Annotated in this window: 17 protein-coding genes and 1 pseudogene; 9 read left to right on the forward strand and 9 right to left on the reverse strand. The window is 45.1% G+C overall.

The window, feature by feature from the left end:
* Nucleotides 1-44: 44 nt before the first annotated feature.
* The 3 genes from BWI96_RS18060 to BWI96_RS18070 are packed head-to-tail and all read right to left on the reverse strand — an operon-like array spanning nucleotide 45 to nucleotide 2,230.
* Nucleotides 45-1,040, reverse strand: a complete 996-nt coding sequence (locus BWI96_RS18060) for a hypothetical protein (RefSeq protein WP_157830427.1) — start codon at nucleotides 1,038-1,040, stop codon at nucleotides 45-47.
* A gap of 19 nt (nucleotides 1,041-1,059) precedes the next feature.
* Nucleotides 1,060-1,704 (reverse strand): hypothetical protein, encoded by a 645-nt coding sequence (locus tag BWI96_RS18065; protein ID WP_106637928.1) that lies wholly within the window; start codon nucleotides 1,702-1,704, stop codon nucleotides 1,060-1,062.
* Nucleotides 1,685-2,230 (reverse strand): RNA polymerase sigma factor, encoded by a 546-nt coding sequence (locus tag BWI96_RS18070; RefSeq protein WP_106637929.1) that lies wholly within the window; start codon nucleotides 2,228-2,230, stop codon nucleotides 1,685-1,687. Before BWI96_RS18070 ends, BWI96_RS18065 begins: the two co-directional genes overlap by 20 nt.
* Nucleotides 2,231-2,332: 102 nt before the next feature.
* Between BWI96_RS18070 and BWI96_RS18075 the strand changes: the two genes are divergently transcribed.
* On the forward strand, nucleotides 2,333-3,460 hold the full coding sequence (locus tag BWI96_RS18075) for a C1 family peptidase (RefSeq protein WP_106637951.1): 1,128 nt from the start codon (nucleotides 2,333-2,335) through the stop codon (nucleotides 3,458-3,460).
* Nucleotides 3,461-3,812: 352 nt separating this feature from the next.
* On the opposite strand, the gene BWI96_RS18080 is transcribed toward BWI96_RS18075, so the two are convergent.
* Nucleotides 3,813-4,481 carry a metallophosphoesterase gene (locus tag BWI96_RS18080; protein WP_106637930.1) on the reverse strand — a complete coding sequence of 223 codons (669 nt, stop codon included), beginning with the start codon at nucleotides 4,479-4,481 and terminating at the stop codon, nucleotides 3,813-3,815.
* Nucleotides 4,482-4,508: 27 nt separating this feature from the next.
* Nucleotides 4,509-5,735 carry a hypothetical protein gene (locus BWI96_RS18085; protein ID WP_106637931.1) on the reverse strand — a complete coding sequence of 409 codons (1,227 nt, stop codon included), beginning with the start codon at nucleotides 5,733-5,735 and terminating at the stop codon, nucleotides 4,509-4,511.
* Between the two features lie 327 nt (nucleotides 5,736-6,062).
* Here BWI96_RS18085 and hpt point away from each other — a divergent pair, with 327 nt between their 5' ends.
* Nucleotides 6,063-6,593: a hypoxanthine phosphoribosyltransferase gene (gene hpt, locus BWI96_RS18095; RefSeq protein ID WP_106637952.1), complete on the forward strand. Its 531-nt coding sequence runs from the start codon at nucleotides 6,063-6,065 to the stop codon at nucleotides 6,591-6,593.
* 185 nt (nucleotides 6,594-6,778) lie between these two features.
* On the opposite strand, the gene BWI96_RS18100 is transcribed toward hpt, so the two are convergent.
* A complete protein-coding gene (locus tag BWI96_RS18100) occupies nucleotides 6,779-7,537 on the reverse strand; it encodes a DeoR/GlpR family DNA-binding transcription regulator (protein WP_106637933.1) in 759 nt (252 codons plus the stop codon).
* 323 nt (nucleotides 7,538-7,860) lie between these two features.
* On the opposite strand from BWI96_RS18100, the gene BWI96_RS18105 reads away from it, so the two are divergent.
* The 7 genes and pseudogenes from BWI96_RS18105 (at nucleotide 7,861) to BWI96_RS18135 (ending at nucleotide 20,020) form a co-directional block, all read left to right on the forward strand.
* A complete protein-coding gene (locus BWI96_RS18105) occupies nucleotides 7,861-10,959 on the forward strand; it encodes a SusC/RagA family TonB-linked outer membrane protein (RefSeq protein ID WP_198555296.1) in 3,099 nt (1,032 codons plus the stop codon).
* A gap of 174 nt (nucleotides 10,960-11,133) precedes the next feature.
* Nucleotides 11,134-12,491: pseudogene (locus tag BWI96_RS21995) on the forward strand (SusD/RagB family nutrient-binding outer membrane lipoprotein).
* Nucleotides 12,492-12,578: 87 nt separating this feature from the next.
* Nucleotides 12,579-14,834: a beta-N-acetylhexosaminidase gene (locus BWI96_RS18115; RefSeq protein ID WP_106637935.1), complete on the forward strand. Its 2,256-nt coding sequence runs from the start codon at nucleotides 12,579-12,581 to the stop codon at nucleotides 14,832-14,834.
* A gap of 118 nt (nucleotides 14,835-14,952) precedes the next feature.
* The gene (locus BWI96_RS18120) at nucleotides 14,953-16,605 is read left to right on the forward strand and encodes an alpha-L-fucosidase (protein ID WP_106637936.1); all 1,653 of its coding nucleotides are present in this window, start codon (nucleotides 14,953-14,955) and stop codon (nucleotides 16,603-16,605) included.
* 279 nt (nucleotides 16,606-16,884) lie between these two features.
* Nucleotides 16,885-18,186 carry a gluconate:H+ symporter gene (locus BWI96_RS18125; RefSeq protein ID WP_106637937.1) on the forward strand — a complete coding sequence of 434 codons (1,302 nt, stop codon included), beginning with the start codon at nucleotides 16,885-16,887 and terminating at the stop codon, nucleotides 18,184-18,186.
* A 110-nt stretch (nucleotides 18,187-18,296) separates the two neighbouring features.
* Complete coding sequence (locus BWI96_RS18130) at nucleotides 18,297-18,788, forward strand: RidA family protein (protein WP_106637938.1); 492 nt, start codon at nucleotides 18,297-18,299, stop codon at nucleotides 18,786-18,788.
* A 161-nt stretch (nucleotides 18,789-18,949) separates the two neighbouring features.
* A complete protein-coding gene (locus BWI96_RS18135; RefSeq protein WP_106637939.1) occupies nucleotides 18,950-20,020 on the forward strand; it encodes a dipeptidase in 1,071 nt (356 codons plus the stop codon).
* Between the two features lie 63 nt (nucleotides 20,021-20,083).
* Here the strand turns inward: BWI96_RS18135 and BWI96_RS18140 are convergent, their stop codons facing one another.
* The 3 genes from BWI96_RS18140 to BWI96_RS18150 form a co-directional block, all read right to left on the reverse strand.
* Complete coding sequence (locus BWI96_RS18140; RefSeq protein ID WP_106637940.1) at nucleotides 20,084-20,521, reverse strand: hypothetical protein; 438 nt, start codon at nucleotides 20,519-20,521, stop codon at nucleotides 20,084-20,086.
* On the reverse strand, nucleotides 20,515-20,886 hold the full coding sequence (locus tag BWI96_RS18145; protein WP_106637941.1) for a DMT family protein: 372 nt from the start codon (nucleotides 20,884-20,886) through the stop codon (nucleotides 20,515-20,517). The genes BWI96_RS18140 and BWI96_RS18145 overlap by 7 nt, the downstream gene beginning before the upstream one ends.
* Nucleotides 20,887-21,178: 292 nt before the next feature.
* Nucleotides 21,179-22,885, reverse strand: a complete 1,707-nt coding sequence (locus tag BWI96_RS18150) for a hypothetical protein (RefSeq protein WP_106637942.1) — start codon at nucleotides 22,883-22,885, stop codon at nucleotides 21,179-21,181.
* Between the last annotated feature and the right edge of the window lie 10 nt (nucleotides 22,886-22,895).

A 22,895-nucleotide genomic window follows, 5' to 3' on the forward strand; every position in this document is an offset into this window, starting at 1 on the left:
TCAAAGATAATAAATTGTTGGGGGCTATGGAAGTAGCTGAGGGATTAAAAGCCGTTGTAAGTAATGCCGAAGGAAATAGTTTTAGGAGGATTGCCAAAGCTGGTACGATAATGATAGAGATCTCTGGAAGTTCGATTCAATAAATACTCTCTTTTACTCCCTAATTCGTATTGTCCGTAAAAACCAAATTTCTTATAGCCAGCATTTAAGATCAAACCGTATTTGAAAGCTTTATTATATTCGTTGCGAAGAGTATAATCAATGCCCTCCGATTTAGCAATAAGCCGATCCTTAATAGCTACCTGAAAACCTGCATAAAATCCAAAGCCGTAAGAATAATTAAGCTTTCCTGAGGAATCATAAAACCTTATGGTTGGGACGATAGGAGCCTGAAGCGTACTGATATTGGTGGTGATTTTATTTACAGGTTGCGTAAAGGATCGATTCCAAAAATACCGTTTTATGTCAACTTCTGCCCCCCATCGTAAAACGAAGGACCAATCCTTTTTCTGAATTAAACCTGAATACATAGATACACCAACGGCGTAGTTATAAGATCGACTCAATTGACTTTGATACATCGTTTGATATAATCCAAACCAAGAATTCGGCCTGTCTGCGGGAATGTTGGCAAAATCGGCGAAACCAAAGCGGAAGGAGAGGGACTGAGCAATAAATTCAAGGTTGCTTTTCAACTTTTTAGTAGTAACCAAAGCTGCCTGATCACGTTCCTGCTGACTCACCTTAACCAACGAATTGACACTTCGCAAACTACTGTCACTTAGAAAACTCTTTCCACTCAAATCAATGTAATGCTGGCGAGGTTCGGATCGCGTCGTTTCAGATAGGCGGGCATTGAGGTCTTTAAGAATGGTATTCCAGTCATAATTTTCCAGCTTTTTTAATTCTTCTCTACTGGGACTGTAAAATAATACTTTTGATTTGGGACCAATCCGAACCAGAATGGAATCTACGGGAGTAGCGAGAGTAGGTAAGGAGCATAGCAGTCCCAGTACCATTGTAAGAAATGGACGTTTCATGATAGAAAAAGGGCGTGAGTTAAGGTTTGATTTTTGAGGAATCGACTTTAGCTTTTCCGAGAGCAGCCGGAGATTTGAAGTCTTTCCACTGCGGACGTTGATCGGATTTTTTCTCCGAACCGAAAATGCGGGCCAGGATGGATTTTTTCCGAAGCTGCGTTTCCTGCTGAGGCTCGGGAATAGTCAGGGTAACGGTGGCTTCAAAGCTTTCTGCCTGATTTTTCTGAACAATAACGGGTACATCTGTGGATGGAATAAAAGTTGAAGGTTGAACTACAGGCAGCGAATCTAAAGTAATAGGAATCTCAAAATTGATTTTTTGAGTAATTTGAGCCTGTTGGGTTACAGGAGCTTTTTCAATAATTTCAGTTGTAGTATCTACGGATGGAATGGGGGGAACTTGCGTTTTTTCAGGCGTACGAACCGGCTCTTTTGGAGTAATTGTAACGGTTGCTTCCTGCGAATGATGTTTTTCAATGGGTTGATGAATAAAATAGCCCATACAAATTCCCAACGCTGCCGCCACGCCTATGCGAATGGGCCAGTACCATTTCTGAGAAGATTTTGGCTCTTCTATACGCTTCCAGACCCCTTCCAGATCAAAAGAATCATCGGATAAATCTTCCAGCCGCCGCCGGATCTGCTCATCGAGTTTGTGCTGCATAACCAAGGGCTTGAAGTTTTTTCTGTAATAATTGACGGGCTTTATTTAATTGCGATTTCGATGTTCCTTCCGAAATCTGAAGCTGCTTGGCCACTTCCATGTGAGTATACCCTTCGAGGGCTACTAAATTGAAAATCGTTCGATAACCAATGGGTAACTCCGTTATGAGCTTCTGAATCGTTTCAGCGGCTATTTCTTCGATGATGCTATAGGTAAAAGTTTGCTCAGCGGCTTCATTTTCAGGCACCATTGTAAAATTGGCCGAGCGTCGTAGCTCCATCAGACACTGATTCACCAGAATGGTTTTCATCCATACCCAGGTGGCGGCTTCGTCTTTGTATTCAAACTTTTTCAGATGTTCAAAAATTTTCTGAAAGGCTGAAACCAGCATATCTTCCGCCTCCATCCGATCCTTCATGTATCGCTGAGCGACCCGAAACAGCCGACCTGCGTAGCGTTCATATAACAAACGCTGAGCTTTGACATCGTGAGCCCTGCACCGGGCCAGCAGATCAGATAGATGCATGGGTGGTTGATTTACACAGGGCGAAATGCGGAATATACGTGAAGGGTTGCCCGGCTGGTGAAAAATTTCGAAATTACCTGCCAATTCTTAGCGATCAATGCCATGACTCATTATACACGAACCCTGTTCAGCGTAGGTTTTCTTTCCATAACCTCCTTCACTGCCTTCGCTCAGTCACCTGAGTTGGGGCTAAGAACTACTCAACAGTCTCAGGTAACTTCCGTTAAAAATCAGGGAGGAACAGGTACTTGCTGGTGCTTTTCGTCAACAGCAATGATCGAATCGGAGTGTCTGCGGAAAAATCTCGGCGAATTTGATATTTCGGAGATGTTTACCGTTCGGAATATTTACCTTGAAAAAGCTCGTAATTACGTGCGTCGGCAGGGAAAAGCTCAGTTTGATGAAGGGGGGCTGGGTCACGATGTGCTGAACGCCATTACTTTATACGGTGCCGTTCCTGAATCGGTGTATTCCGGTTTGAAAAATGGCGAGACGAATCATAGCCATGGGAAACTGGTAAAAGATTTGAAAGCCTATCTGGCAGAGGTCATGAAAAAGTCACCCATTGACCCGAACTGGGAAGAGGGCTATACGAAGATTCTGGATGAAAAATTCGGAACAGTGCCTGCCTCATTTGACTATAAAGGAAAAACCTATACGCCCCGCGAATTTGCGGATCAGGTATTGCAGTTTAATCCCAACGATTACGTTAGCCTGACCAGCTTTACGCATCATCCTTTTTACAAGTCTTTCGTACTGGAAATTCCCGATAACTGGGCTAACCAACGTTACCTGAACGTACCGCTGGAAGACTTAACTGCCGCAGTAAAACAGTCGCTCAGTCAGGGGTATACCATCATGTGGGATGCTGATATTAGTAATCTGGGTTTCAAACAAGACAAAGGTTTTGCGGTAGCCGTAATTGATAAAAGTGACAAAGCCGATTCGCCGGATGTGAGCGAGAAAAAAATTGATCAGTCGTTTCGTCAGCAGTTATTCGACAGTCAGATTACCGTGGACGACCACCTCATGCAAATTGCCGGAATGGGCACTAACGCAACGGGAAAGAATTTCTATTTAGTGAAGAATTCATGGGGTGACAAAACAGGACCCTACAAAGGATACATCTACGTTTCTGAACCCTATTTTGACCTGAATACCATCAATGTTATTCTGCCGAAAGCGTCCTTGCCCGAGGCTATCAAAAGCAAAGTGAATCTTTCAGAATAAGTAGTTGATAGTTGTTAGCAACTGCCGCTACGGTTGTCAGGAGTTGGATTGACAGGTAATATTTTACAACAAAAAAGTATATTATTCTCTTATTACAAGAACTTAAAAGGAACAAAATCACCGGATTTTGTTCCTTTTTTTGAATGAGGTATTAGTAAGATATATCTTTTGTACTGCTTGCTGCCAGCCAAACACATTCAGTTTTGCTGAAGAGGTAGTTCGCTTATGCCGCTGGCAGCGGTAAACTAGAGACTTTTTTGAGGAATAAATTTATTTGATAAACAACTAACAACTAACAACTAACAACTAACAACTAACAACTAACAACTAACAACTAACAACTACTTACCCCTTAAAACGTTCGTTCCCAGAAGTCAACCGTTTTGCCTAATACATCGATATAAGTAATCGAACTTTCTTCGTCTCCGTATTTCCGAATTTCGGGTAAAGGTGTATGACCGACAATCTGGTGAAAACCTGATATATAATGCCCTGCCGTCTCCCGCTGGTCGGCCCAGACTAGCCCGCTCGTAGCACCCGGATTTCCGCCGCGAATGGCTCCGCACTCAAACAAGGCTTCCCGACCCGCAGCCGTTTCCTGTAAGGCATTCAAGGTATCTGCTAAATGGTCGCCTTTAATACCATGCTTACGGGCCCAGAGACGGGATACCCCCGCGTGCGTAAACAAATAATGATCAAGCTGGTAAGCGACCTGAAAAGCCGACTGATGCTCCCGGTAAAAAGCCGTCCATTTCTTTTGCATGTAAAACCGAAAACCCGAGCAGGGATGTTCTGGATAATGGAGATAAGCCACGTCGTGATTTCCCAGTAACAGCACAAACTTCTCCGGTTCGGCTTCTTTTAAAGCTACAATTTGCTTTAAAACCTCATCCGTCTGTTCATCCGAAAACTCTTTGGAATCAACGTAATCGCCCATGAAAATGACCTTATCCGCTGCGGCTATTGGGGCTTGTTGCCAGTTGGTTCGTCCGTGAATATCACCAATCGCTAATACATTCATGAAAGCATAGTAGAAAAGGATGTTCCACTACTTCTTTTTGCGTTGCTCTTTCTGGCGTTTGCGATTATTGTCCAGCAATTTTTTTGCCTCGGCTCGCTGAGACGTTTTCTTGTCCGCAAAACGGATCACTTTTTCGTAATAGTGCTTCGCTTCCTCCAGATTTCCTTCGCCATCAGCAATTTTTCCGAGGTTCAAGAGAGCCGACGTATGGTAACCCGATTCGGTAGCTCCATTCATTTCCGCAAAAGCAATTGTGCGTTTGTAATACTCTTTTGCTGCCGGAATATTATGATAGAAAAAGTGATTGTAATACGCCAGAATATACGCGGCATAACGACCACTGACAGGCTCGTAGCCAAACTGACGGTTGTCATAGCGTTCCAGGATGGCTTTCGATGCCACATCGGCTTCGTTAATATGCCCCGTTACGAAACATTCGCGGGCATACATGCGGTGAAAATAGGGATTCCAGGGATAGGTGATGTGCAGATAACGAGCCAACTGATACCCCTTTTCGTGCTGATTTTCAGAAGCATAAATCTGAAGTAAAAAGTATTGAGCTTCTGTTCGGCTGTAAAAGGCATTGCGAGAAACCCATTCCAACTGACCGATTCCTTTTTTCTTATCACCCTCGTGGAAAAACCAGAAAATGGGTTTTAAAGCCGAGTAATTTTCCGGTACCCATTGTCGGTAATAATTATACAGACCGTCGCCGAAGGCCATTTCGGGAGAAAAATCTTCGTGACCTTTACATTTTTCAAAATACTTCAATGCGTTTTTTCCGGCATTACTCGCTTTAAGCCATTTTTTCCGCTCAGCGTACATTCGGGATTTGAAGGCATACGAGGCGGCTAGAAAGAAACTGGCTTCAATTTCCTGATTCCCACCCTGATCATACAATTTTTCGGCTTTTTCAATGGCTTCGTCCATGAATAACTCGCACTTCGCATCGTACATATCGTTATCCGTGTTCGGAACGATTTTCCACCATTCTGCCAAGCCAAACAGGAAATAGGGGAGCGGATGCTCAGGGTAACGAGCCCGCAGGTAACCAAACTCCTTCAGGGCTTCCGGAAAGTTATAGTTATACATAGCGTTAATCGCGTCGGTCGCTTCGATCTGCACTTCGGTGCGTTTCAGCAGCATTCCACCCGAGCGGGCCTGCTCATTTTTCTCCGCCGTTTCAAACCAGGATTGTGCCGAAGAAGTAAGGGTAATTAGGACTAAGAAAAAGGTTACTAAATTGATTTTCATGGCTTTGAAAAAAGCTCTCACGGGATTGTACGTTACAGAGTAGCTGTGGTAAGATCAACGGCAATTATTAAAAAGTCGTTTAAATTTAATCTGAATTTTTTTCGTTTTGACACTTACAAAGATAGGAAAGCTAATTTTGGGTTTTCAATGAATGAAAAATTGACTTTTCCTTTGAAGATCAGCGAGCCTTCAGGTAAAGGAAAGCGTACGGTTTTATTGGTTTCTCCCTGAAGTAATTCTTGTTTGCCCCGTGGAAAGGCAGTCTTTATGTACTCAAACTTTCAAACGAAAGCAAACCTGAAACGTACTTCCCTAATCCCAACTCAAGTGATACAGATTCACGATAAACATTTTGACATTTTTATTGATCAGGAAACGCTGGAAGCACGAATTGCGAAGCTAGCCGAGCAGATTGATCACGATTATGCGGGGCGGTGTCCCTTATTGATTGCCGTGCTGAATGGCTCGTTTCTGTTTGTGGCCGAATTGATGAAAAACATCAGGATCGATTGCGAAATTACGTTCATTCGCCTTAATTCCTACGAAGGTACAGGCACGACGGGAAAAGTGAAGCAGATCCTGGGTTTAAGCGAAGAAATCAGCGGTCGTGATGTAGTTATTATCGAAGACATCGTAGATACGGGTCATACCATGGCGGAGTTACTGGGTCAGGTAACGGCGAAAAAGCCCCGTTCCATTGAAATTGCGACAATGCTTCACAAGCCCGAAGCGACCCGCATTCCGGTAACGTTGAAGTATGTAGGCTTTGCGATTGAAAATAAGTTCGTGCTGGGCTACGGACTGGATTACGACGGTCTTGGCCGGAACCTGCCCTGTATTTATCAACTGGCGGAGTAGATAGAGTGCTTAGTGATGGGTTGAGGGTTGTTAGGAACTTTACTGTGGTCTGTGATTGGTTTCACAGGCCACTTTTGTTATAAAGCAAATGGTAATGAGAGTTGTTAGTCATTGGTTGCTGGTTGTTAAAAAGTACGTAATGCGATGTCATTTTATCTCTAAAACGAACAACTAATCACTAACAACTAAATCACCAGCGTCTTGCCCGTTTGGTAAGGAGCCAGAAGACTGGATTCGGGCGAAAGTTCGGTAACCAGGTAATCGATTTCTCGCAGATCTGCCACTTTCATGGACATAACACTGTTCATTTTCTCAGATATTGCAAGAATTGCAATCTTTTCGGAGGCACGAATCATGGCTTTCTTGGCCTGTACTGTTTCCCAGTTTGAATCGGTTAGCCCTTCTTTAGCGTCTAATGCGTTGGTTCCCATGATACACAGGTCTACGCGAATCTCTGACAATCGTTGATATACGTCGCCGCCCACGGCCATCTGGCTGTAGCGGGAAATGGGGCCGCCAATCATTATAATTTCCAGATTTGGCTTATCCAGTAATTCTACGGCTGTTAATGGATTGACCGTTAGGAAAGTAGCTTTCAGCTCATTCGGGATCATCTTGATAAACTCCCGAATGGTCGTACCACCGCCCATCAAAACCAGCATTCCGTCTTTTAATAAGGAAACTGCTTTTTCTGCAATGAGTTTTTTGCTGTCATGGGCGTAACTCTCTACGGGTTGCGAAGAGTAGTGATAAGCCTTAGACATCGCTCCACCCCGTATTTTAATCAATTTTCCCTCGTCGGCCAGGTCATTAATATCCCGGCGAATGGTATCCTCCGAAACATTAAGGGTATTGGCTAAATCCGTAAGGGTGATACGGGTATGAAGGTTCACTTGGTTTATAATCAGATCCTTACGGTCTTCTTTTAAGAAAACGACTGACATTCGTTAAGTGGATTACTGTTGAATAAACAAAGGTAAAAAAAATCAGCAGGGAGTGGCTACCGTTTGCTGGCTACTAGTGAAATTCCTGAATCTTAAAAAGCATTAATAGTATTGTAATATATCTAAAAATGCATGTTTTGCAATTAATAATGCTGTAAAAGTAATATTTTATGATTGATAATGCATGATAATGGTCGTTTTGTAAAATTTTATTTGCAAAGTCGATAAATAAGTGCCTATATTTCGCAAAAAATGCAAATAGCTTGCAAGTTATGCGGATTAACCTGGCAAGTCCATTTGGAAAATCCTTATCCTGTACTTCTATGAAAATTCTACCCTCCTGTTTTCCTGGCCGTTTCGGAAGGCTCTTTGCTTTCTTCTGGCTCATCGGAATTCCTGCGATAGCCCAGACTATCACCGGAAAAGTAACCAATGCTGGTGACGGAGCTCCGTTACCCGGCGTTACGGTTGTCGAGAAAGGTTCTACCAAAGGAACTGTTACTGACGCTCAGGGACAGTTTACCCTGATGGCGGCTGAAAATGCAACATTAGTATTCTCTTATGTAGGATTTCTGTCACAAGAAGTAGCCGTTGGCGGACGGACGAATCTGGAAGTGGCCATGAAAGAAGATACCAAAAGCCTGAACGAAGTAGTCGTAACGGCCTTAGGTATCCAGCGGGATAAAAAAGCTCTGGCTTATTCGGTAACGGAAGTGAAAGGCTCTGAGTTTACCCAGGCTCGTGAAAACAACGTAGCCAATGCCCTTTCTGGTAAAATTGCCGGGGTGAATGCCACAGGTCTTTCGACAGGACCTGGCGGGTCGAGCCGTATTATTATTCGTGGGAATGGTTCATTAACGGGAGCGAACCAGCCCCTTTATGTAATTAACGGGATGCCGATTGATAACACTACTCCTGGTGGAAGTGCGACAGCCAACGGTGGGCAGGGTAACGTGGACCGCGGCGATGGGATTGGCGGAATTAACCCCGACGATATTGAAAGCATGAGTGTTTTGAAAGGTGGTACTGCGGCTGCTTTATACGGCTCACGGGCTGCTAACGGGGTTATCTTGATTACCACCAAGAAAGGGCGTGCTCAAAAAGGCATTGGTGTCGACTTCAATTCAACGTTCACCACAGAAAGCATCGCCGTTGTGCCTGATTGGCAGTACGAATACGGACAAGGAGACGGAGCAGCAAAACCAACTACGCAGGCTCAGGGCATTGCCTGGGGTCGTCGTTCCTGGGGTGCTAAAATTGATGGTTCTGATTTCGTAGCCGCTGATGGCTTAACTCATCCTTACGTTGCCCAGCGGAATAACCTGAAAAACTTCTATCAGACGGGTAAGACTTTTACTAATACGTTAGCCGTCAATGGTGGAAATGAGAATGTTAACTATCGATTCTCCGTATCTGACCTGGACGCTAAAGGAATATTGCCAACGCAGACTTATAATCGTAAAACGGGTAACCTGAACTTGAATGGCCGATTTGGACCTAAAATTGCGGTAGAGGCCTTGGCTCAATACACCATCGAAGCTAACAACAACAAAACGGGAGCGGGGGATGCTTTGGGAAATCCCAACTGGACTCCTTATATGATTGGTAATACCTCAGATATTCGCTGGCTGGCTCCAGGGTATGATGCAAACAATAATGAAATTGCCTGGAATGATGCTTCCATTGCTTCCAATAGCTACTTCGTTATCAATAAATACAAGCAGAACGATACGAAGAACCGTTTTATCGGTCAGTTTGGTTTGACTTACAACATTCTGGATAACCTGTATGTGAAGGGAACGGTTAGCCGCGACTTCTTCAACTATCAGTATAAATACATCCTTCCGACTGGAACTTTATACGTTCCTAACGGCGAGTATAACGAACTGAAGACCGACGTAAGCGAAACCAATGCAATGGTAACGGCAAACTATAATACCAAGATTGCTTCTACTATTGGTCTGTCGGCTCTTGTTGGAGCAAACCGTCGTGATTATAACTACAACCAAATCAATATTGCGGGTAGTAACTACGTACTTCCTTACTTCTACAGCTCTACGAACTTAAGAACGATCACTACTACTCCGCTGAATCAGAGAGTACGTACGAACTCGGTATTTGGATCATTAGATTTAGATTACAAAGGCATTGCGTTCTTAACCATGACGGGTCGTCAGGATTGGTTCTCTACTTTGAGTCCTAAAAACAACTCCATTTTTTACCCATCCATTGGTGGTAGCTTCGTTCTGTCGCAGGCAGTAGAATTACCCCGGGCGATTGACTTTGCCAAGATTCGGGCTTCCTGGGCTCAGGTAGGGGGGGCTACGCCTGATCCTTATGCCATTAATCTGACGTATTCAATGGTACCTAGTTCAGGACAACCCTTGCAGAACGTAACCAGTACGGCTATTACCAATGCAGGGCTGAAACCTTTGACTTCTACCACTTATGAAGTGGGGGTTGACTTACAATTCCTGAACCGCCGGGTAGGGTTAGACCTGACGTATTATAACCGTTCTACTACCAACGACATCGTGCAGACGAGCATCAGCGAAACATCTGGCTATAATTCGGTGTACATGAACGTAGGTAAGATGAGTAACAAGGGTATTGAAGCCTTAGTAACGTATAGCCCTATTCGTCGGAAAAATTTCGGTTGGGACATCAGCTATAACGTAGCCTATAACGACAGTAAAGTAATCAAACTGGCGGATGGTATTACGTCTTTACAAATGGCTACATCGGTAGGAAACTGGGCTTACATCAACTCGATTGAAGGCCGTTCGTACGGAACAATCGTGGGTACGACTCGTCAGCGGGATGCGAATGGTAACATTATCTACGATCCAACGACGGGTTATGCTTTAAAATCAAATCTGCATGAATTAGGCAAAGGGGTACCTCCGTTAACGATGGGATTAACTAACGAATTTCATTACAAAAACTTCTCGTTTAACTTCCTCCTTGATGGTAAGTTCGGTAACAAAATCTTCTCTGTATTAGAGGTATATGCGAACCGAATGGGTAAACTGAAAAGAACCCTTGACGGTCGTGAAAATGGCTTGACGGTAACGGGTGTGACGGCAAGTGGAGATGCCTTTACGAAGACGATTGCTAAGGAAAATCTGCGTCCTTATTATGACAATGATAAAAATTACACGGAACTTTTCCTGCATGATGCCAGCTTTGTTAAGCTTCGTCAGGCCATGGTGAGCTACAACATTCCGGTAAAAAACTTCAAACTCCTGAAACTTCAGTCAGCCAGCATCTCATTTGTTTCACGGAATATTCTGACGCTGTATAAGAACACGGACAATTTTGACCCTGAGCAAAGCTTTACGAACAGTTCGAACCAAGGTTTTGAATCGATTGGCTTGCCCAGAACCAGAAGTTATGGTTTGAATCTTCTCTTGAAATTCTAATTACCGACTACGATGAAAAAAAGATTCTATAAAATATATGCCTGTTTACTGGTATTGACCGCATTGCAAAGCTGCGACAAAGGCTTTGAGGCCTTGAATACCAACCCGGATGCTTCCAGTACGATCAACGGAGATTATGTATTTACGAAAGCTCAGTATGATGCCGTAGGAAACATGATCACGGGTTTACAAGGCACCATGCAATACACGACCAGCTACAATGACGTGGCAGGTTGGGGCTCTAAATACATTTTTAATCAGGGAACGGCCCCCTATGCGGTATTTAGTAGTGCCTATACGAAAGAGCTCAATGAAATGGGCGAAATCGTACGAGCTTTTGAGAAAGATCCAGCTCTAGTTAATAAACTGGCTATTGCTAAAATCTGGCAGGTGTACTGTTTCTCAAAAGTTACCGACTTATACGGTGATATTCCTTATAAAGAGGCTGCTCTTGGTTACGTATCGAGTAATTACAAGCCCGTTTACGATTCACAACAAAGCATCTACACCGATCTTCTGGCTCAGTTAGAAACAGCAGTAGGCATGTTTGATGCGACGAAGACGACGTTTGGTGCCGCCGATATGATTTATGGTGGAGACCTGACGAAGTGGAAAAATTTGCGTACTCTCTGATGTTACGCATGGGTATGCGAATGACTAAAGCCAATAGTACGCTGGCTGAGACCTGGGTGAAGAAGGCGATTGCAGGTGGCGTTATTCGTGATGATGCGGATCTGGCTAAAATCTCGTATCTGGCTTCTGGACAGATCATTAATCAAAATCCGTTGGCTTACTGGATGTTGAACAGTGATTATATCCTGGCTAATGGTAATAGTAACCCTGAAGGGGGCAAGTACGATAAGGTTTTTATTGATTACCTGAAAGCAACGAATGATCCGCGTTTGCCCGTAATTTCCGTGGTATACGTGAATGGAAAAGCCAGTAATGACCCCTCCATTCAGAAAGGTATGGCTCATAACATTGCCAACACAAAACCTAGCGATTTCGTGACCTACTCAGAGCCTAACCAGAATACGCTTCTGAAGTTAAGTGCTCCTATGTTGGTATTAACCAATGCAGAGGTAAATTTCTATCTGGCAGAGGCAGCACTTCGGGGTTGGTATACTACTGAAACGGCAGCAAACCTGTATGCTTTAGGAACTCGGGCAGCGTTACGTCAGTGGTCGTTGTATGGTAGCGATGGTGTTATCTCTGATGCAAACATTAATGCTTATGTAACGGCACAAGCTCTGAAAACGGGCACTGTGGCGGCTCAGATGGAACAAATTCATACGCAGTTCTGGGTATCCGTATTTCCTAACTCTCAGGAAGTATTCCTCAACTGGAGACGTACGGGTTACCCCGCTCTGGTGCCGAATAACTACGCGGGTAATATTACCGGAGGACAAATTTTCAGACGAATGTTATACCCCGCAACGGAAGAAAACCTGAACGCTGAAAACTATTATAAAGTAGTGGCAGCCCAGGGAACCAATGAGTTTATGACTCGAATCTGGTTAGATAAGCAGTAATAATTTTGAAGGAGTGAATGATAGAATGAGTGAGTGAATGTAGGCAGCGTATTACCTTGAGGCCTCACTCATTTGAATAGTTCAGGAATGAAATACCTAGTAACCATAGTACTTTTCTTCATTGGTTTTGGAAATGGGTTCGCTCAAAGCGGGCTCATTCCTCAACCGGTAGCCTATCACCGGAACTCGGGCGAATTCACGCTTACGGCCTTAGCGAAACTTTCGTCCGATTCCGGTGTGCCGGCTGCTTTACTGAAACTGACCCAGGAGCAAATCCGCTCGTTGACCGGATTTACCTTGCCTGTGTCCTCTACAAATGCCTCTATTTCCCTGAAAATTGATTCGCTGAAGGTGTCCCAGCCGGAAGGTTATCACCTGCGAATTCAACCCAAAAGCATTGAATTGATCGGGCACGATCAGGCCGGACTGTTCTATGGCGTACAATCGCTCGTTCAGTTGATTAGTCAGTCTTCCGACCTGCGATTACCTGCCTGTAGTATTAAGGATTATCCCCGGTTTTCGTACCGGGGTATGCACTTGGATGTCAGCCGCCACTGGTTCCGGGTGCCTTTTATTAAAAAGTATATTGACCTGCTGGCTCAGTATAAGTTCAACACCTTTCACTGGCACCTGACGGACGATCAGGGCTGGCGAATCGAGATCAAGCGTTACCCACAATTGCAGGAAACGGCGGCCTTCCGCAGTCAGACGCTGATCGGTCATAAACGCGAACTTCCTCACCGTTTCGACGGCAAAAAATACGGCGGCTATTACACGCAGGATGAAGTCCGCGAGGTCGTTCGTTATGCGGCCCAACGCCACATTACCATCATTCCCGAAATCGAAATGCCCGGTCACGCACTGGCGGCGTTGTCGGCTTTCCCGGCTCTGGGTTGCACGGGCGGGCCTTATCAGGCTGCTACCTTCTGGGGGATTTTCGATGACGTGTATTGTGCAGGAAACGACAGCACATTCACTTTTTTACAACATGTTCTGGACGAAGTTGTCGAGTTATTTCCTTCAAAGTACATCCACATCGGTGGTGACGAATGTCCGAAGACCCGCTGGAAAAGCTGTCCGAAATGCCAGGCCCGGATGAAGCACGAAGGGCTGAAAGATGAGCACGAGTTGCAGAGTTATTTCATACAACGAATGGAGAAATACCTGTTGACGAAAAACCGTGAAATCATTGGTTGGGATGAAATTCTGGAAGGGGGCTTATCGCCCGGAGCGACCGTAATGAGCTGGCGGGGAACCGAAGGAGGTATCGAGGCCATGCGTCAGAAGCATAAGGCCATTATGACACCCGAAATGTTTGTCTACTTCGATTTCTACCAATCTTTATATCCTCAGGAACAAGTAGCCGCTGCCTGGTATACGCCGTTAAGTAAGGTCTATAGTTACGAACCCGTTCCTGATTCATTAACTCAGGAAGAGGCCTCGTATTTACTGGGCGTTCAGGGAAATGTCTGGAGTGAATACTTATCGACAGATGCCAAAGCCGAATACATGATTTTTCCACGGGCACTGGCCGTAGCCGAAATAGCCTGGTCACCGAAAACGGGACGAACGTACACCGATTTTTTAAGACGCTTACGGAAAAATGAATCTTTACTTAAACGACTGAAGGTAAACTATGCGAAGGTTTTCGACGAAATTACGGACACCGTTTTAGTGACGGCACCGGGGAAAATTCAGCTTCGGTTAAAGACCACTTTACCCCAGGCAACCATTCGGTATACCACCGACGGAAGTGAGCCACAAGCGACGAGTTCGATCTATACTTCAGCATTACCCATCCCGAAAACGCAGACGATCAGAGCGGCGGTTTTTCAGGGTAAAGTTCAGCAGGGCCGGGTGTTCGAAAAATCATTCACCATTTCCAAATCCACAGGTAAGCCCCTTTTGCTGGCGACGGCTCCGAAGGGTAACTTCATTCCCTCCAGTTCACTCGTAGCGGTCAATGGTGTTCAGGGAACGGCTCGTTACAACACTGGCGAGTGGTTAGGATTCTTGGGTGAGAATGCTGAGTGGAGGCTGGATTTACAGAAAACGGAAACGGTTTCTGTAATCAGCATCAACGTTTTAAAATACCACTGGCAGCGGTTTTGGGAACCTACGGCCCTGCACATGCTGGTTTCAGAAGACGGAAAAAATTACCGGGAAGTGTATCAGCACAAAGACTTCCCAATAAACGGAATCAACGAAATCAAAGGACAGTTTCAGCCCACCAGAGCCCGATTCGTCAAAATCAAAGCGGAGAATAAAGGAATTGTCCCCGCAGGCGAATACGGAGCCGGTAATAAGGCCTGGCTTTTGATGGATGAACTGATTGTGAATTGAGTTTAGAGTTTTGGGTTTAGGGTTACTGCCAGTGCAGTTTTGAGTTATTCAGAAAACGGAATAGTAACCTTGACAAATCCCCAACACAAAACTCTAAACCCTAAACCCTAAACTAATAATGCGTCGATTATCCTGCTTCCTCTTCCTGTTTTTATTTGCCCTGGCTGGTTACGCTCAGGAAACTGAGAATTTTGGTGCCAACCATAACAAGCCCGAACGTGAGGAGTGGCTGAAAGATGTGGGCTTTGGGATGTTTATTCACTGGAACGTGGATACACAGCTTGGCGTCGTCATCAGCCACTCGCTCGTGGGAGCTTCACCGGATTATGTGGAGCGTTACATCAAGGAACTGCCTCAAACCTTCAATCCCAAAGACTGGGATGCTGAAAGGATCGTGATGCTGGCAAAAAATGCGGGCATGAAGTACATCATGTTCACGACCAAACACCACGCCGGATTCTGCATGTGGGACACCAAAACCACGGATTTCAACGTGATGAATACGCCTTACAAAAAGGACATCGTAAAGCAATACGTGGACGCTTGTCGGAAGTGGGGGCTAGCCGTTGGTTTTTATTATTCGCCCGAAGATTTTGTTTTTGCCTACAAGAATGGCATGAAAGACATTACCCGCGATGACCACTGGGAGAAGGCGAAGCCCTTTCAGGCTCAGTACAAGAAATTCGTAGTGGAACAGACGAAGGAATTAATGACCAAATATGGTCCGGTAGACCTGTTCTTTATTGACAGTGATGTGTTGAAAGAAGAGGTTAAAGAAACGGTCTGGAAATACCAGCCGAACTGTCTGATTACTCGCGGAGCCTTACCTACACCTGAGCAGTATTTACCTGGAGAGACGTTAGTGACGGCCTGGGAAAGCAACATGACGATGGGAACAGCCTGGAATTACAAGCCTACCAATGAACACTATAAATCAGGCACGGAGTTACTGAACATTCTGATCGAATCACGGGCAAAAGGGGGTTCTTATCTACTCAATGTAGGACCTACTCAATGGGGCAATCTGAACGAAGGTCAGGAAGGTCGTTTGATGGAAATTGGAGCCTGGCATTTCATTAATCAGGAAGCGGTGCATAACGTTCGCCCCTGGATTGTTCGCACGGAAAATGACATCTGGTTTACGAAGAAGAAAGACGAAAATACCGTTTATGCGTACTTAACGAACATGCCCGATTGGCCTCGCGGCGAGCGTCGGGAATTCTTGATTCGTTCGGTAAAAGCAACGGCGAATACGGAAGTTTCAGTATTAGGACAAACGGGTAATATCGTGGAATATAAACCTAACGTGGATGGTCGGGCTCGCTTCGAGCAAACGCCGGAAGGGTTGAAAATCTCAGTTGTTCGGGCTCAGCGGATTTATAATAATCACAAGTGGCCTAATCCCATCGTAGTAAAACTCAAAAATGTAGAAGCGGCTCTGACGCCCATGCAGTTCCGTACGGTAAGTGCTGAAAAGTTGAAAAACGGTAACCTGAAATTGACGGCAGATGTCGTAAGAATGGGTTCAGGAAAAGAGTATCGCATTGGCTTCGAGTATCGTCCCGTACAAAGTTCGCTGAACGAAGAATTCAATGAAAAATGGAAGTCAACGGATATTTATCCCGTAACCAATACCGGCAAAATGACGCTGGAATTAGTGAAAGGTAATATTCAGTCTTACAACGAAATTGAATACCGGGCGGTGGTCTATCAGGACAACATGCGAATTGAAGGCAATACTCAGAAGATCAGTACCCTGCGGCTGGAATAGTGAAAATTGCACTGGCGGGTTTTAAGTGCCGATTACCGCTGCCATCGTGGCCAGGCCAGCTTTTCCGCTGGCAGCAAAAGCCGGGACTTAGGCTTGGTTGGTAGGAATGGAGTAGTGCTGCCAGCGAAAAAGCTGGCAGCGGCATCAATAACCTTGATTGTGCTGTTAGCATCTATTCGTTGCCAGTAGGAACAACGGTTAAATAATAAAGAGGTCGCTTAAAAACTAAAGGTTACGTTTTCACTGAAAACAGAAAACCGCAAACAGAAAACGGATCGAATGCTTAGTGTTGCTGCCTGTATTGTTTTACTAGTGTTACTTATTGTTTGGGCCAAAGTCAATCCCTTTTTAGCCTTTCTGCTAGTTTCGGTTTTAGCGGGCTGGTTATTAGGTATTCCTCTGATAAAAATCGGACAATCCATACAGAAAGGAGTTGGTGATACCCTGGGTTCGCTGGTATTAATCATTGCCCTCGGAGCCATGCTGGGAAAACTGGTGGCCGAAAGCGGAGCCGCTCAGAAAATTGCCTCAGTGATGATGGGGTTGTTCGGCGAAAAATATATTCACTGGGGACTAGTCTGTACGGGGTTTATCATCGGGATTCCTCTGTTTTACGGCGTTGGCTTCGTGTTGATGGTGCCACTGATTTTTTCGGTAGTGTACCAATACCGTTTACCCGCCGTGGCCATTGGGTTGCCTATGTTGGCGTCTCTGTCAGTGGCTCATGGGTTTTTACCGCCACACCCTTCGCCAGCGGCCTTAGTTGGCCAGTTTCACGGGGATATGGGACTGACCTTAGTATACGGATTAATCATTGCTGTACCCACTATTATCCTCGCTGGTCCGGTTTATGCTTTAACCCTGAAAGGCATTCATTCAGAGCCATTAGTAACTTTTCAGGCCAGTTTTATTCCTGAAGAAGAGTTACCCAGCGGCTTTAGCAGCTTTTTTACATCGTTACTCCCCGTTGGCTTATTAACCCTGACCACGCTGTCGCATTTTTATCCGGGTAACCCCTTCGAAGGCGTCTTAGGCTTCATCGGAGACCCGACGATTGTGATGTTGATTTCTGTAATCGTAGCCACTTTTACGCTTGGAATCAGTCGGGGAAAAAGCATGACCGGAGTCATGAAAACCTACGAAACTGCCGTTAAGGACATCGCCATGATTGTCCTAATCAGTGGTGGAGCGGGAGCCTTAAAGCAGGTATTAACTGACAGCGGGCTGAGCACCGAAATTGCCAGTCAGCTCCAAAGTCTGGAAATGCCACCGTTATTTTTAGGCTGGCTTATTGCAGCCATCATTCGAGTCTGTATTGGTTCAGCTACGGTCGCCGGACTAACCGCAGCGGGCATTATCGCTCCGTTGATGACTCAGCAGGCGATTAATCCTAACCTGATGGTATTGTCCATCGGAGCGGGAAGTTTAATGTTTTCGCACGTGAATGATCCGGGGTTCTGGATGTTCAAAGAATACTTTAATTTATCCGTCAAAGACACCATTCGTTCCTGGTCCATGATGGAAACCCTCGTCGCCATTGTAGGTTTAGTGGGGGTATTACTTTTGAATCAAATCATATAGCAAATGCCGTTTTGAGTTTAGGGTTGTGAGTTTGGGGTTATTAAAAACGAACTCAAAACTCACAACCCTAAACTCAAAACATCAAAAACTAATAACTAAATTTTAATCTCATGAGCACAGCCGCAACAACTGTTGAATTACTTAGCCCTGAAGCTGCCTTTGCTAAATTAGGACTTTCGTTACCCCCCGCCCCTACGCCGCTAGGGGTTTATAAGCCTTACCTGATTGACGGTAAATACCTTTACGTTTCTGGTCACGGACCCGTGCAGGACGACAAGAGTCTGATCATTGGCCGGATTGGTCGTGAAATTGATGCTGAAGCGGGTAAAATGGCCGCTCGTCAGGTAGGATTAACCATTCTATCCACCATCAAAACGCACGTTGGTAGCCTTGACCGTGTCAAGCGGGTAATCAAGGTATTGGGCATGGTCAACTGCGTTTCCGAATTCGAGCGTCATCCTTATATCATCAACGGTTGCAGTGAGTTATTTGCTCAGGTTTGGGGTGAAGAAAACGGCATCGGCGTTCGCTCCGCCGTAGGTTTCGGCTCCCTCCCCGACAACATCCCCGTCGAGATCGAGGCTTTGTTTGAATTAGTTTAATTTTCCGTTTTCGGTTTACAGTTTTCAATTTTTATTACTTATCAGTAATTCAATCACAGGGTTTCACTAAGTTTTACTCAGAGTTACTCCGTGCCTAACGCCGTGAAACCCTGTGGTTCATTGAAAACTGCAAACTGCAAACTGACAACCGAAAACTGAAGATGTTCATTTTTGATGCTCACCTGGATTTGAGTATGAATGCGATGGAGTGGAACCGCGATTTGCGATTACCCGTCGAGCAGCTCAACGCCAGAGAAAAAGGCTTAACCGATAAGCCCGACCGGGCGAAAGCAACGGTTTCCTTACCCGAACTTCGGAAGGGAAACATTGGAATCGTCGTAGCCACGCAGATTGGTCGTTACGTAGCTCCCGATAACCATCTGCCGGGCTGGCATTCGCCCCAGCAGGCCTGGGCCCAGACGCAGGGCCAGGTTTCGTGGTATAAAGCCATGGAAGATGAGGGTGAAATGACGCAGATTACCGACTGGGCTGGGCTGGAAAAGCATCTGGCTCTCTGGAACGATGGAACTCCCAACGACCAAAAGCCGGTAGGGTATATCCTGAGTCTGGAAGGAGCTGACTCCATTGTTACCATTGACCATGTGGAGCGAGCCTATAACTACGGCCTTCGTGCCATTGGTCCTGCTCATTACGGGCCGGGACGTTACGCTCAGGGAACCGATGCCACGGGCTTCATGGGCAAAGCCGGACAGGACTTACTCAAAGAAATGGAGCGTCTCAACATTATTCTGGATGCAACCCACCTGTGTGACGACAGTTTCTGGGAAGCAATGGATCACTTCAACGGGCCGGTTTGGGCAAGTCATAACCTGTGCCGGACGCTGGTGAACCATAATCGTCAGTTCAGCGATGATCAGATTCGTGAACTTATCAGTCGCGGAGCGGTTATTGGCGGTGCTTTGGATGCCTGGATGATGGTGCCTAACTGGGTCCGTGGCGTGTCTACGCCCGAAGGCATGAACTGTAATCTGGACGTATTAATTGACCACCTCGATCATATCTGTCAGATTGCTGGCAATGCCGACCACATTGGCATTGGAACGGATCTGGACGGAGCTTTCGGTCGGGAGCAGTGTCCGTATGATCTGGAAACGATTGCCGATTTGCAAAACATTCCGGGCTTACTGGCCAAGCGGGGGTATAGCGAAGAAGATATTAAGAAGGTAATGCACGGAAACTTCTTACGTTTCCTGAAGAATGCCTGGAAATAGAAATAGGTTAAGAATACTGTTTTGTTGAAAAGCTCTCACCTGTTAGGTTTGAGCTTTTTTGTTTTACTGCCGTTCCAGCATAAACTCACCCGTTTGTAACGTTCGGTTATCAGTTACTGGATTTAAAATCAGTCGGTTATTATCCAGAAAAGTTGTCTTAAATAACTTGCCACTCAGCGAAGACATGCAGGGAGCTTTGATTAACAAATAGGAATCTTCCAGCGTGAACGTACCATTTCCGCAACCCAGAAAGGCATAATGAATAGGAAGGGTATTCTTGTATTCTTCCTTGAATTCTCCCTTTTGATTGAGATTAAGCAGAACGATTTTATCGTTCGGGACGGCCATGGGCGTGCAGGTTGAGTCAGTCTTAGGCTGGCAATAGGAAATTAGCCGCCAGCTTCCCTGAATGGGCGAGACGGCCTGATGGGAACAGGACATTAACGCCAGTAAAAAGAGGGCAAGCAGCAGCCCATTCAGAGACAGTCTGACGTTTACCATTTTTTGAAGATAAAAAACACGGCAATAACCAGAAAGATAAAGCCTACAAGGTGATTCCAGGCCAGTTTATCCGTTTTAAAAAGGTACACGGCCATGAGTGTAAATACCGTTAGCGAAACGACTTCCTGAATGATTTTTAGCTGAAAAAGGGTGAAGGGGCCACCCGTTTCTTCAGAGCCAATGCGATTGGCCGGAACCTGAAAAACGTACTCAAACAGAGCCAGGCCCCAGCTTAGAAAAATAACGCCAAAGAGTGAAAGTTTGGCTAACGAAGGCCATTGTTTGACCTGAAGGTGACCGTACCAGGCCAGCGTCATGAAGACGTTGGAGACGATTAAAAGCAAAATGGAATAAATGCCACGCATATAGAAAGAGAGAACCAGCGAAAGGTTAGGCCAGCTATCTCTTGCGAAAATAAAGAAGTTTTACGGAGAAACGAATGACAGAGTTATACAGCTTTAGTCAATCGGGCTGATTAGCTTTCCAATTGGATTTAATGCTTATGGGAGTAACTGAAGCAATCTACACTTCATAAAAAATGCCCCCAAGTAGTAGCTAACTTCTTGGAGGTATTTTAACCCTGCGACTCATTTTATAGAGTCACAGGGTTAATAAAAAGATAGGTTGAAATTTTTAAAAGATGTATTCTTTGTTCCACTACTTCACGTAGGAGGTCATGTTAACAGTAATGGTATTTGAGCCTGCATCATACGTTACATTTCCTTTGACATCTTTATCATTAATGGTCATCGGTAATTTACTTGGATCGAACGTAATGAGCGTTTGCTGCCATTTTTTATCGTAGTAAGCACCTACACTGTAGGTCCCATTCTTAATGATCTGACTTACCCCGTTTCCGGTGTTAACGTACATGTTCACATTAGTTCCGGGCTCCCACCAGTTACCCGTAGTTTTGTTCATATAAACCCATCCTGAAGGTTTGGTTAATATTTTACTACTTGAACTGTATACAGAAAAATTGAAGGTCAGATTTACAAAAGTTGGAGGAGCCGGAGGGTTTACATTTACGGTTACATTATCAATTGAACAAGGATTAAATAAATTCGTTTGTCCAAGCTGCTTAGATCCCCACATATCATACACTACAATTTTTACTTTACTATAAGCTGGAGATTGGGGAAGGGTAACACTAAGCCCATCGTATACCTCTTGACTATGCAAGCCAGCTAAATAGGCCCCGTATTCGGTCTGAAGCTGTACTTCGTAAGTGTTTCCTCTGGTCTTAATTGTATTTGATTTAAAATTTATGGTTAGTTTTTTACGCTTACAATCTTTCATACCATAAAACAATCCCCAATCCAAATTCCAGAATGATAAGTGAGCTGCTTTAAACTGAGCGGTTAATTTTCCGTCTGAGCCAGCACTAATGGTGGCAGTGCCTTCTTCTTTCCATTCGCCCGTTTCTTCATTCAAACTCCAAACGGGTACAATTTCTCCCGCTTTTATGGATTCACCAGTCGTTGGATTAATCAGACTTTCATCTAACCCAATTTTAACGTCTACTGGTTTGGAGAATTTTTTAACTTCGGTACTTCCTGCAAACATATCAACCGCCACAAAACCAGCCGTGATGAAGGTTACTGGATCGGTTGCCTGTCCATTGGCATCGACTACGTTTTCAGCGATAAATCCTCCAGGAAAAGCAACGACTGACTCCTGAGAAGAGGGGGTGTAATGGACGACATTCATCTGAACCTGACCCGAAGGAACGGCCTTTCCTGTCGCATCCTGCATTTGGGTGCCTGGAGCAATGCTAATCGTTGCTACGTCGGGTTTCGTTGCGGTTTGCGGGGCCGTAATGGTTACGGTTGATGACGTTGATCCATTGGCATCAAGATTGGTTTTAACAACTGCGGCAGAGGTACCCTCGGCTGGATTGGCAAACTCCACCAATGGAATCTGAATGGTACTTGCATTGTCATCGGTTAACGTGACGTTGTACGATACGGGGCTAAATCCCGGAACAGTTGCCGAGATTGTAAATTTCAGCGGTGCATCGGCGGTGGGCTTCACTTTCGAACGCATCCCCAGGGGTAATAATCCGTCCGTCACTTTATAATTTTGGGAGCCATCACTCATAAATACTACGCTGGAGTTAGGACCTTCAATAGTTACATTGAACGAGGTAGGCTGGTTGACGGCATCCACATTCGCATTTACGAACTTAATCATCACCGGAGCCACGAAGGGATCTGCGTTAATGGTGAATTTTACGTCTTTTAACGGATCAAGACTCATCATGTCTTTTAAATCCTGACAGGCTATCGCAATACCTCCGATGAACAGCATGCCTAAGCTTCCCCGTAGAAGACGATTCTGTAGAAAAATAGATTTGAAATTCATAACTAGGCGG

Source organism: Siphonobacter sp. SORGH_AS_0500 (assembly GCF_002838835.1).
Classification (GTDB): Bacteria; Bacteroidota; Bacteroidia; order Cytophagales; family Spirosomataceae; genus Siphonobacter.